The sequence below is a fragment of the Algoriphagus aurantiacus genome (assembly GCF_035156405.1).
Classification (GTDB): Bacteria; Bacteroidota; Bacteroidia; order Cytophagales; family Cyclobacteriaceae; genus Algoriphagus; species Algoriphagus aurantiacus.
Genome location: NZ_JAXRUT010000016.1, coordinates 39,399 through 51,201 on the forward strand (window position 1 = coordinate 39,399; position 11,803 = coordinate 51,201).

Genomic DNA, 11,803 nt, shown 5'->3' on the forward strand with positions numbered 1-11,803 from the left:
AGATTAGGGCTAAAAAATAGCTTTTCCTAACTTAAGAGTTAAAGATTTGTTAGATACAATTTACCCTAGAATATCCAAGAGAAGTAAAATTGAATACTTTTCATAGATTCCCTATTTTTGATTCTAAACCCAGTCACCTATGAATTTACTTTCGAAGCAAATCATATTTTCGCTCGTTTTGCTTACTTTTTTTGCCTGCAATCCCAAAACGGAAGTCCAAGAAGAAAGCAATGAAGCACCAGCAAAACCCCGTACCATCGTCACCACAGATGGAGAGATTGACGATGTCGATTCTTTTATCCGCATGTTGCTATATGCAAATGAATTTCAGATCGAAGGTTTGATTTATTCCTCCTCCATGTGGCATTACAAAGGAGATGGGGAAGGGACGCTTTTCACGTCAGAGATGGAAATGACCAAAACTATGTATGGAGCGATTCCTGATTTGAGATGGCCTGGAGTAGAATGGATGAATCCTTTACTTGATGCCTACGGGGAAGTTTACCCGAAGTTAAGTCAGCATGCGGATGGTTTTCCTACAACTAATCATCTGAGAAGCCTGGTGAAAGTAGGCAATATTGATTTCGAAGGAGAGATGGAAGAGGATACAGAAGGTTCAGACTTTATCAAAGAAAAACTGCTCGATGATGATATGGAGCCGCTTTACTTGCAGGTTTGGGGCGGGACAAATACTATTGCCCGTGCTTTAAAAGCCATTGAGGATGAGTACAAAGACACGGACGAATGGGAAAGTGTATATAAGAAAGTGACGGACAAAGCCATTCTTTATGCAATCCTGGATCAGGATGCAACGTACAGGAAATACATTGCTCCCAACTGGCCAGATCTGAAGATTTTCTATAACTCCAACCAATTTTGGTGCTTTGCTTATCCGTGGAAAACTGCTGTACCTGAGCCCCAACATTATCTCTTTGAAGGTGAATTTATGGGGAATGAAATCATCAACAATCACGGGCCTTTGCTAAAGCAATATTACAGTTATGGCGATGGGCAAAAGCAGGAAGGTGACGACGAGCATATTCATGGTGATCCTACGAAACTGGAAAATACACAATGGGGGGTATTTGGAATTTATGATTTCATCTCTGAAGGGGATTCTCCTGCATTTCTTCATCTTATCGATGTGGGTTTGGATAATTTGGACAATCCCCAATGGGGTGGCTGGGGCGGCCGATTAGTTCAGTCGGCAGAGCAGCCTAACAGATGGGAAGATGGGGAAAATGTTAGGGATTTCAATCCCTATACGGATACCCTAGACACAACTTATCCACAGATCCGCTGGGTGGAGGCGATTCAGGAGGATTTTGCAGCACGGGCAGATTGGTGTGTGATGGATTATGCCGATGCAAATCATCCTCCGGTGGTGAAGGCGGTAGGAACACACTCGCCTTCGGCAAAGGCAGGCGAAAGTCTAACTCTTTCTGTAGAAACTTCCGATCCGGATGGAGATACGTTAGAAACCAAATTTTGGATATACAAGGAAGTAGGAACGTACTCCGGCGAAGCGAAACTTATTGCAGAAGGGGATACTGTTCAGGTTCAGCTTGACCCTAACTCAAAAGGCCAACTTCATGTAATAGCTGAAGTCAAAGACAATGGAGGGCATCCAATGACGAGGTATCAGCGGTTTGTTGTTGAAGTTAATTGAAAGATTGGAAAATTTGGCAGTTGAGAAAGTTGCAGAGATAAGAGCTTTTGATAGGTTCAATCCAGTTCAAGTTACTCATTATAACTATCTCAAATTTAAAACCTCTCCATCAAATTTGATTCCTTCCCAGCCGGAATGGATGAAATTCCGGATGTTTTGGTGGTCTGTTCCATCGGGATTTTCTAAGACATCTTTTCGGTAGAAGTCACCAAAAAGTGCCAAAGTCTCTATTGGAGTCAAATTATGAAGTTTTGCAAAGGAAAAGATCTTGCAACTGCCGTTGTTTTGTCCGGCTTCGTTTACTATGGTTCCATTCAAAAAACGGGTGGGTGTAAATTCGAAATGGGCATCAATGTGTGCTATTACCTCAGAAAAAGAAATGGTCGCAGGGGCGTTTTTGATCTGGTCCAAAAGATTCATGAAATTCAAATTTGAACTCAAGATGGGGATTTTCTTGAAAATATCATCTAGAGGATACCGTCCGGTGGATCACAGGTAGAGTAGAAAATTAATGATAATGAGCCTTCGCGCTTTCGGATAGCTATCGGGGGCGGGAGATGCTTAATTCTCAGGCCTGCCCAGATTCTCAAAAACCATTAGTCCGTCCTTGCCCGCTACTACGATGTCTTCCCATCCGTCCTTATTCAGATCAGCAATCGAAAAATATAGTCCAGTACCTTTTCCTTCGCCAAGTGGTCCATAGCTAATTATATTTTTGGTGAATGACTCTCCATTCCATTTGAAATAATATAGCCCAGCGTAGTCTTTTCCTCCCGGATCTTTGCCATTGTGTGCCCTATAGCGCTTGCCAGTGATCAATTCATTTTGCCCGTCATTGTCAATATCTACCCATTCCATCGTGTGATACTGGGATTGAAATGAATCTATTTCATGCTTTACAAAGCTTCTATTTTCCCCATCTTTCTTTTGCTCAAGCCAAAACAATCCAAATCCATGTGCCTGACCGATGATTAGATCATTCAATCCATCTTCATTCACATCTACTACAATCATTGGAATACTGGCGTCCCCCAACTCAAAATCAGCGTGGTGAATCCATTTTCCTGTTTCCAGATCAGCAGGAGCTTCGAGCCAGCCGTCGGAAATAACCAGATCGCCCCGACCATCCCCATTGATGTCGCCAAAGCCCAATCCATGGCCTTGCGTGTCATGTACTGGAAATTTCTCGAATTGATTTGCCCCGGTCTTTTTATAATAAGCTAGTTCCTTGCGGGGAGTATTGGGGACTATCTCTATTACTCCATCTCCATCGATATCAAAACCTCTACTGGTTTCTATATTTCCGGTAGTGGCAATTTCATGCACAGGCCACTCGCTTCCATCACCTGGATTTTCTTTCCAAACCAACTTGCCTTCAAACCATCCTCCGGTCACAAAATCCATTTTCCCATCTTCATTCACATCCATCGGAATGGTAGAGAAATCTTCGTAATATTCTGCGTAGCGCTTCACTTGCCCAATAAGAAACCTATCCAAGAACCCAGGGCCTTTATACCAGAAACTCCCAGATACCAAATCCAGGAATCCGTCATTGTTCACATCGAAAACCCCGACAGATTCTGTGCTTTCGTAAGCTATTACCTGCTTCTTGAATTTCACGGTAGTTTCCTGTGCAATAGTCAGAAAGGGAAATGAAACTAAGAAAAAGGGGAGGCTATGCTTGATTATATTCATGGTAACTAAGGGTTTGTATTGATGTGTTGAAAAAATGGGTCAAAAGGAACTAACACCTTATGACCCAAATTGTCTTAACTGACCCGTCTCGGCGGCCGAGCAACTACTTCACCATCGGATGTGCTTTCAGCAAATCAGCAGGTTGATAGAACCCCGTGTGATCTTTGACCTCTTCCCTTACTTTCTTCACCAGATCAGGGGAAATAGCTGAAGCGGAATTCCCAAAAGAGTTTCTTACAAATGTCAACACTGCTGCTATTTCTGAGTCATCCAGCATACCTTCGAAAGGGGTCATCGGTACCTGTCCCGGATAGTCTTTCCCTAGTACTGTAATGGGTCCCATCATACCTTTCAACACGAGTTTGATTAATCGCTCTTCACTGCCTGTCACCCAAGGAGTGCTGGCAAGCGGAGGAAAACCAGAAGCAGAAAGTCCCTGACCATCAGGCTGGTGGCAGGTACTACAGAAGCCTTCTCTTGCATATATTTCTTTCCCGAGCACAAATAACTCTCTGTCTGAGCCTGTCAAAGAGGACTTGATATCTTCTTCTTTTTTCTCCTTTACAGAAAGCCCGGAAATATGTGCCACTGCAGCTTCATAAGCCGGAGCGATCCACTGATCCATTTCTGAGCCTTCCGCTTCAGAAAGCACTTCAAGACCTTCTTCACGCGGCATCCAAGATGCAGCTACAATTGCTTCAAGTCTTACCCGGCCATTTTCATCTTTTATAGCTTCAGTCATCAATTCTTTTTGATTGGTGACTTGGTGACCAGTATACCGAAGCACTCTCACCGCCGCTGCTCTGGCTCTGTAATCTTTGGCTTTCAAGAGTTGAGTAAGTAGGTCTTGATTCACTTTATTAATGCCCCAGCTTACCCAAAGTGCTTCCAAGAGATGATGCTCGTATCGAGGATCGCTCTTATCCAACTTACTAGCCCAATCTGCCACAGCATCTGCAACTTCAGTTTGGTCTCTTCCCCGAAGTTCTCGACGGGTTCTATATCGGGTTCTATACTCAGGCAGTTTTAGATTCTCCATCAACTCAGGGATGCTAGCCCCATCGATTTTAGCAGGAGTTACCAATGGTCTGGATGGATAAGTGATTCTATAAATCCTTCCATGTTGATGATCGCGTAAAGGATCGCGGGCATTATGCTGCATGTGACCGATCAGTATATTATGCCAATCCACCACATATAATGAGCCGTCAGGTGCGATTTCCATATCTACTGGACGGAAATTTCTGTCGGTGGAAGTGAGAAGGTCTTGTCTCCACTTCGTGGAAAATCCTATTTCCTCATCAATCATCTGATGCTGCTTTGTACCTAAAAAGCCGATGGTGTTATTGATAATCATATCGCCCTGTACATCTTCAGGAAAATGTCTGCTGGAGATAAACTCTAAACCGGAAGTTGGCCTTACCATCTGATCCTTTTGGATCAGGTTTGCACCTTTATTAGTGGCATTGCCATAGCGCGGCAAAACGGATCCCGGTTGCATCCAGTTTACATTCGGTCCAGATGTCTCAGCGTAGAAGTTTTGTCCCCACTCATCAAAAGCTATCCCCCATGGGTTCGGAATGCTTACCTGAGCTACACGCTCCAATTTATGTCTACTTGGTGTATATCTGTAAAACCCTCCGTTTGTCGCACGAACAGGGCCGTAGGAGGTTTCTACATTACTATGAAGAAAAACTCCCTCTGCCATATAAATCGCTCCAGATTCATCCGTAGTAAAAGCTGAAATCGCATGATGTGTATCGTGATCATCAAACCCACTTAGTAATATCTCCTTACGATCGGCTTTGTCATCCTTATTGTCATCATAGAGAATCACTAAGTTGTTTCCCTGAGAAACGTACACGCCTTCCGGAGCCAATTCAAATCCTACCGGAATGTGTAGGTCATCCGCGAAAACAGTTTCCTTATCTGCTTTTCCGTCATTGTCAGTGTCTTCATAGATCAACAGCTTATCAGCCGGTCTGGAATCCCCGGGCTTGTAATGTGGGTAGCTTGGCATGGTCGCTACCCAAAGTCGGCCTTTATTGTCGAAGGATAGTTGAACGGGATTTGCCAGATTTGGCCAGTCTTCTTCGGATGCGAAAAGCTCGATTTTGTATCCAGGTGCTACTTTTAACTTGGAAAGAGCAGCATCTCCATAGAGATACTCCAGACTTCCGTTTTGCTCTGGATTGTAATTGGTTTTTACTTCAGGAAGCTTTTTAGTTTTGGCATCGGCAGCTGCGAGATCTTTCTTTTCTCCTTGATTTGCCATCCAGATTGCGGTATCTCTGATGGCAGTCAACTCACGGATTTTCTCCAATTCAAAAGGATAATTGTCAGGGCCGAATGGATCGTATCTTCTACCGAATACATGTACACCGTTTGGAATTTTGTAATCATTTCTCCAAAACCAGTTTTTCTCCTGCACTGCTTCATGTACCAGTTCCCGATTTGCTTCATTTTCGATTATTTGCTTGCCAAAGATCTCATCTGCCAGCAGCACCGCTAATTTCTTGTAACCAGCTTCGTTCAACTGTGAACCATCAATGGTCAGGTCTTCTTCCGTGTCCAAATGCCATTGCTTGCTAGGAGTGTAGGCATCAACAAACATTACCTGGTTGTTTTCTGCAATCTCACTCATGGCAATAGTGTAGAGATTGAGATTTTCATTTTCTACTTTTCCGTCAGGTACATCTATTTTCTCTGAAAGATCTTCGAAAGCAATAGGAGAGACTAAAACTAATTTTGGGGAGAGCGTGTCATGATATTTCTGACGCAGGGTATGCTTTATAAAGGCGTCTAATTCAGCCTTATAATTTTCCAAGCCATCTACCCCTTGAAAAGACTCATTGTAGCCAAAGAACGAAATAATAATGTCTGTTTGTAGTCTAGCCAGCCATTCATCAGGCTTTTCCAGATGTCCTTCGCTGCCTGAAGGAGTGGCAAACTCAACCTGAAAATCTGCAGCTCCGGGAAAAGCCCAGGGATCATTGGTTCCTGATCTAGGTCTAAAGCCAGGCGTATCTCCCGGATCTGAAAGGTTTCTGATGTAGAGATTTTTGTCAGGATATCTGAGATGCATCTCTGTCTCAAAGCTGCCATAATCCATCATTCTGGATCCCAAGTTATTGCCAATCAGGGCAATTCTAGCGTTGGGTTTTAATTCGATGGTTTCTTTTTGAGTGCATTGAAAAGTGAGGAGTCCCAATAGTACTAGGACAAAGAGGTCTAGGGGGGATTTCTTAAGCATTTTATTACTAACGTATGAACAGCTAATAATAGGAATAAACGCTGGAATAATCAATTGTGGAGATTTGCATATTGCTATTTCCACGTGCTATTTTATATGTATACTATATAATAAGTGTTAAGTGGAATGTATAAATCAGTTGGTGTTTAAATCCCTTACTGTTTATGTTTATAATCAATTTATCATATATATCTATCCTGTGGTGTCCTGTTATTTAATTATTTTCAAAAAACATATTTAAGGGTATGTAATTCAGGATGGTGCAGGATAGGAAAGGGGTTTTGGAATGGTTAATTGTGTGAGTTTTATAATTAATACTTAAACCCAACCCTATGCTAAACAATTATCACTTATTAATAAAAACCCGGTTTATAGGGTTTTTATTGGCGTTGTTTATCGTATCTGTGTCATCATCATATGCACAGTCGATAACAGTACAAGGAACCGTCGTCTCAGAGGGCGATAACGAGCCCGTTCCGGGAGCTCTGGTTAACGTGAAAGGAACCCAAACAGGAACCGTTACCGATATTGACGGTAGTTTCTCAATCCAAGCAGCTGTAGGAGAGACCTTAGTCGTAAGCTTTATTGGATTTACTACCAATGAAGTGGTGGTTACTTCTGAGAGTACCAATATTCAAATTACTTTAGGTTACTCCACCTCAGATCTCTCTGAAGTCGTGGTGGTAGGCTATGGTAGTCAGGTCAAGCGAGAAGTGACCGGGGCTGTGCAATCGGTAGGTGAAGAGGAGTTGAAAGATATGCCTGTATCTTCGATAGCCCAAAAGCTTCAAGGTAGATTGGCGGGTGTGCAGATTAACCAAACGACGGGTAAGCCAGGGCAAGGAATGAGTGTCCGTATTAGAGGCCAGCTATCTGTATCTGGTGGTAGTTCTCCATTATATGTAGTAGATGGATTTCCTATTACGGGAGATATTAACTCCATCAACCCAGATGAAATCCAGGAGATCACAGTTTTAAAAGATGCGGCATCAACCTCTCTTTACGGATCACGAGCTGCAAACGGTGTTGTTCTGATTACTACCAAAAAAGGAAAAGTAGGACAGACAAATGTAAATTTGAATGTGTATACTGGTTTTCAGACTGTGCCAGAAAGTGGACGTCTGGAAATGTTGAATGCAGAAGAGTTTGCCATTTTCAAGCAAGAATACTATACAGCAGCTGGTCAACCAGTACCGGATGTTTTTCAGAATCCATCTCAATATAGAGGTCAAACAAATGACTGGTATGATGCCATGCTTCAGACTGCACCGATCACGTCTTACAATCTTACAGTTACTTCAAACAAAGAGAAAGTCAACACAGCGATTATAGCAGGGGTTTTTGACCAAGACGGAGTTGTGATAAATTCTGACTACACAAGATTCTCATTGAGAATGAATACCGATTATCAAGTTTCTGATAAAGTGAATATAGGTGTAAACGTAGCTCCTAACTATGTTATTGATAATACTCCGCGTACAGATGGAACTAGAGGAACGGGTATCCTTTTCAATGCACTTCATACTTGGCCAATTATGCCTATATATGATGAAAATGGCGAGTTGACTACATTTAATCAGCTTCCTTCAAGTACAGGGAACATTTTTGCGTATCCGAACTGGGTACGATCTGCTCAGGAGATAACAAATGAAACCAAAGAACTAAATGTCTTAGCGAATACCTATATAGAATGGAAGCCTATTCCAGGCCTTTCACTTAAATCCACATTTAATGCAGAGATAGGGAATTCGAAATACTTCTGGTTTAATCCTTCTACTGCCACTGCCAATATTAATACTACGATACCAACAGTCGCAGTTTCTATTCGTCAAAATAATGAACGTTTATCTTGGCTAAATGAAAACATAGCTACTTATACCAAAAGCATTGGAGAACATAATTTTCAGCTATTGGGAGGATTTTCTAACCAAAAATTCAGAAGTGAGAACACACGCATCCAAGCTGATACATATGCCGATGATAGAATCCCTACCATCCAGGGAGCTATAAACATAAACAGAAACGGTACTAACTCAGGAGTAGGTGAATGGTCATTGACTTCCTTGTTTTCTAGACTGACTTATAACTTCAAAGGTAAATATCTCTTCACGGCCTCGGTAAGAGGGGATGGTTCTTCTAGATTCGGTTCTGATAATCGTTGGGGTGTCTTCCCTTCTGCTTCCGTAGGATGGGTTCTATCCGATGAAGGCTTTTTGAATTCTAATTCTACCATTTCTTTTACCAAACTACGAGCAAGCTATGGTGTGACAGGTAATAATAATATCGGTAATTATACTTCATATGCTTTGGTAAATAATACGATCAATGCAGTCTTTGGAGAAACTGTGGTTCCTGGTGCAGCTATTACTTCCTTAAGCAACACTAACCTTGGCTGGGAGACTACATCGCAGTTTGACTTGGGGTTGGAATTAGGTCTTTGGGATGATCGGGTGCTTTTCACCTATGATTACTATACAAAGAACACGACTAACCTACTTTATGCAGTACAAATCCCCCGAGAGTCAGGATTTACTAATTACAATGACAATATTGGTGAAATCCATTTCTGGGGGCATGAGTTTGCAGTCAATACAGTCAATACAACTGGATCGTTTAGATGGACTACCAATGCCAATCTTTCTTTCAACCGTAATAAGGTTATGGAACTTGCAGAGGGTATTGATAGAGTCTATGGCTCTTACCACATCACACAAGTAGGTCAGCCTTTTGGTCAATTCTATGGCTTGGTGAAGGAAGGTAACTATATGAATGCCGAGGACTTGGCAAACTCACCAATTATTCCTGGTAGATCTACAGTAGGTAGTATTAAGCTGAAAGATGTGAATGGAGATGGGGTGATCACTTATGGTGGTGATAATGACGATAGAGCAATAATAGGAAACCCTTTTCCTGATTTTACTTATGGTTTAATTAACAATTTCGCTTGGAAAAACTGGGACGCAAGTGTTGCGATTTCAGGTTCCGAAGGAAATCAGTTGTATATGAGACACTTGTATTCCACTGCGAATCTGGATGGTGTATTCAATATGGTGGAAAAAGCATCCAGAAGATTTAAATCTCCAGAAGATCCGGGCGAAGGTATTTTCGGTACTACTGTCGGCGGAGGTAATGTCACGGGTGTAGAGCGTGACTGGAATAATAGCAATTTCGTATGGGATGCTTCCTATTTAACTATCAGAAATATCACTATTGGATATACATTTACCAAACTGCCTAAGACAATAAAATCACTTAGACTGTATGCTTCTGGACAGAATATGTGGGTGTTCACCGATTATTGGGGAGGATCAAATCCTGAGGTTAGTATGCAGAATGACGGAAATGGGGATGGTGGTAACCTTAGCCAAGGTGTAGACTTATCTGCATATCCTGTACCACGTACGATCACTTTTGGTGCAAATATCAATTTCTAATTTTGCTAGATCAGTACACATTTATTCACATCAAACGGTATTAAAAATGAAAAAATATATAATTGTATTACTAGCAGTAAGTATGGGGCTTACCAGTTGTGATGATTTCCTCACGGTAGTGCCTGAAACTCAATTGAGCTCTGCTACTTTCTTCAAAACTGAGACTGACTTCGTGCAGGCAGTAAATGCTGCCTATGCTCCGTTGAGGTCTATTGTCAATGACAGGTCGTGGAAACTAGCAGAAATGCATTCGGATAATACGTACTACGGTAGAAATGTGCTCTTTGGAGCGGTAGATCCTCAGGAAGATCTAGCTGATTTTGCAGTACCAGAAGCTAATGGAGTTACTGCAAATGGTAACGTACTTGAGCAATGGAGACAAGATTATCTGATTATCTCCAGAGCCAACCAGGTTCTTGCACTTATAGATGATGCGACGTTTGATCAGGCATCCAAAGACAATGTCAAAGGACAGGCATTATTTTTAAGAGCCTATGCTTATTTCGAATTGGCAAGGTACTTTGGTAGCGTGCCATTACATTTGGTGCCAGTAGCTACACGTGAAGAGGCTGCATTACCACTTTCTACTGAGGCTGAGGTCTATGCTCAGATAGTTCAGGATTTGGAGGCAGCAGTTCCTCTTTTGCCACCAAAATCCCAGCAACAGCCAGGAAGAGTTACTTCGGGAGCAGCGCGAACATTATTAGCTAATGTATTTATTAATTTAAAGCAGTGGGGAGATGCAGAGACCATTTTGAGACCGGTTGTCACCAGTGGAGAATATATGCTAATGCCGAGCTATGATATGGCTTTCTCAGATAATGCTAGCAATAAAAACAATGCGGAATCTGTATTTGAAGTTCAGTTTCTGGAAGGTGCAGCTGGTTTAAATGGTAACTTTTTCTACCAATTTCTGCCTAGACCATTATTGGCTACGGAATTAGAACCAATTACCGGAACTAGTAATCCTCAGCCTATAGATGGCGAAGGAAACAATATTCCAACTCCGGATATTATTGCAGCTTATGAAGATGGGGATTTGCGTGAAGAAGCTTCTATAGGGTATGTGTTTTTATCCAATAGTTTCAGAGACGACAAGATTTATCCGTATATAAAGAAATACGCTAAAAAACACTCTCAACACAATAATACCGGTACTAACTTCCCAATCTATCGATACTCAGAAGTATTGCTGTTTATGGCGGAAGTTCTTAATGAGCAAGGTAAAGACGGAGAAGCATTGAACTTTCTGAATGAGGTGCGTGATCGAGCAGGTTTAGATCCAGTAGGTGGTTCTGGCGATGCTCTAGGTGAAGCGATTTTCAAAGAGAGAAGAGTGGAGCTGGCTTTTGAAAATAAGCGTTGGTTTGATATTCAGAGAACAGACCGTATCCAGGAGATCATTGTCCCTTACGGTCAGCGAATAGTAGCTAATCCTCTGGATTATTATTACCCACCGCTAGAAGGCGCTGTTCCAAGACCTAATGTGTTCTCTAACCTTAACAAGTTTTACGCATTACCTGCAGACGAGTCTGCTTTGACTCCTTATTTCTAATAAATAAAATACAACTACCCGGCATCAACTGCATAGTTAATGCTTTTGATGTCGGGTTATTTTATTTACCGCTGGATTAAATGTCTTACTGAAAACTATAGTGTAAAAAGCCGTAATATTTCATGAGTGGTTTTATTATAGCAGAATTAATCCCCAACTTAAAATTCTAAATATTGCTATCCATTAACATTAGCCCT

6 protein-coding genes are annotated in these 11,803 nt (G+C 41.8%); 3 read left to right on the top strand and 3 right to left on the bottom strand.

The genetic code is table 11. The features are described from left to right. Positions 1-139: 139 nt before the first annotated feature. On the top strand, positions 140-1,669 hold the full coding sequence (locus SYJ56_RS15880) for a DUF1593 domain-containing protein (RefSeq protein ID WP_323835759.1): 1,530 nt from the start codon (positions 140-142) through the stop codon (positions 1,667-1,669). 84 nt (positions 1,670-1,753) lie between these two features. On the opposite strand, the gene SYJ56_RS15885 is transcribed toward SYJ56_RS15880, so the two are convergent. The 3 genes from SYJ56_RS15885 to SYJ56_RS15895 all read right to left on the bottom strand — a co-directional run bounded on the left by SYJ56_RS15885 (position 1,754) and on the right by SYJ56_RS15895 (position 6,617). Beyond that, positions 1,754-2,089: a HopJ type III effector protein gene (locus tag SYJ56_RS15885; RefSeq protein WP_323835761.1), complete on the bottom strand. Its 336-nt coding sequence runs from the start codon at positions 2,087-2,089 to the stop codon at positions 1,754-1,756. 141 nt (positions 2,090-2,230) lie between these two features. Then, positions 2,231-3,364, bottom strand: coding sequence for an FG-GAP repeat domain-containing protein (locus SYJ56_RS15890; protein WP_323835763.1), 1,134 nt, complete (start codon positions 3,362-3,364; stop codon positions 2,231-2,233). A 103-nt stretch (positions 3,365-3,467) separates the two neighbouring features. Continuing rightward, the gene (locus tag SYJ56_RS15895) at positions 3,468-6,617 is read right to left on the bottom strand and encodes a PVC-type heme-binding CxxCH protein (protein WP_323835765.1); all 3,150 of its coding nucleotides are present in this window, start codon (positions 6,615-6,617) and stop codon (positions 3,468-3,470) included. 332 nt (positions 6,618-6,949) lie between these two features. On the opposite strand from SYJ56_RS15895, the gene SYJ56_RS15900 reads away from it, so the two are divergent. Together SYJ56_RS15900 and SYJ56_RS15905 are read left to right on the top strand one after the other, a co-directional pair. Next, the gene (locus SYJ56_RS15900; RefSeq protein WP_323835767.1) at positions 6,950-10,051 is read left to right on the top strand and encodes a SusC/RagA family TonB-linked outer membrane protein; all 3,102 of its coding nucleotides are present in this window, start codon (positions 6,950-6,952) and stop codon (positions 10,049-10,051) included. A gap of 46 nt (positions 10,052-10,097) precedes the next feature. Next, entirely contained in the window at positions 10,098-11,606 is a 1,509-nt protein-coding gene (locus SYJ56_RS15905; protein WP_323835769.1) for a RagB/SusD family nutrient uptake outer membrane protein, read from the top strand. Positions 11,607-11,803: the final 197 nt, after the last annotated feature.

Coding starts and splice junctions, on each gene's coding strand:
- SYJ56_RS15895 (WP_323835765.1), bottom strand. CDS start 6,617: ATGCTTAAGAAATCCCCCCTAGACCTCTTTGTCCTAGTACTATTGGGA.
- SYJ56_RS15905 (WP_323835769.1), top strand. CDS start 10,098: ATGAAAAAATATATAATTGTATTACTAGCAGTAAGTATGGGGCTTACC.
- SYJ56_RS15900 (WP_323835767.1), top strand. CDS start 6,950: ATGCTAAACAATTATCACTTATTAATAAAAACCCGGTTTATAGGGTTT.
- SYJ56_RS15885 (WP_323835761.1), bottom strand. CDS start 2,089: ATGAATCTTTTGGACCAGATCAAAAACGCCCCTGCGACCATTTCTTTT.
- SYJ56_RS15880 (WP_323835759.1), top strand. CDS start 140: ATGAATTTACTTTCGAAGCAAATCATATTTTCGCTCGTTTTGCTTACT.
- SYJ56_RS15890 (WP_323835763.1), bottom strand. CDS start 3,364: ATGAATATAATCAAGCATAGCCTCCCCTTTTTCTTAGTTTCATTTCCC.